At 74.9% G+C, this 501-nt stretch carries 2 pseudogenes; both read left to right on the top strand.

Annotated elements, in window-relative coordinates:
- Positions 1–245 (top strand): annotated as a pseudogene (locus AC08OX_RS15475) (FAD:protein FMN transferase); the annotation flags it as partial.
- Positions 242–501: pseudogene (locus AC08OX_RS15470) on the top strand (ferric reductase-like transmembrane domain-containing protein); the annotation flags it as partial. The pseudogenes AC08OX_RS15475 and AC08OX_RS15470, both read left to right, overlap by 4 nt.

The raw sequence follows: 501 nt of genomic DNA, 5'->3' as shown, positions 1-501 counted from the left end.
CCGCGGCGGTGGGCTGGCTGCGCCGGATCGGGATGCCGGCACGGCTCGTCGCCACGGACGGCTCGATCGTCACGACCGCTGGCTGGCCCGCCCCGAGCCGGGCCAAGGTGGCCGGGGCCGGAGTAGCCGGAGCCGGAGTAGCCGGGGTCCGGGTAGACCGGGCCGAGACGGCTCCGCCCGCCGAGGATGGAACCCGAGTCGCGTCCGCTGGATCGGCGACACGGCCGAGAGGTTCCGGCCGATGAGCACCGAAGCCCTCTGGTACGCCGCCCGGGGCACGGGCACCACGTGCCTGCTGCTGCTCACCCTGACGGTCGTCCTCGGCATCGTGGCCCGCTCGGGTCGCGGCCTCGCGGGTCTGCCCGGTTTCGCGATCGGCGCCGTGCACCGCGGCGCGAGCCTGCTCGCGGTCGTGCTCCTCGCCATGCACATCGGCACGCTGCTGCTCGACCCGTACGCGAAGCTCGGCATTGCGGATGTGGTCCTGCCGTTCGGCGCCGG

The organism is Frankia sp. CoBUL1 (genome assembly GCF_978021245.1).
Note: the sequence above shows the minus strand (reverse complement) of the source record. Positions and strands in the feature narration are given on the sequence as shown.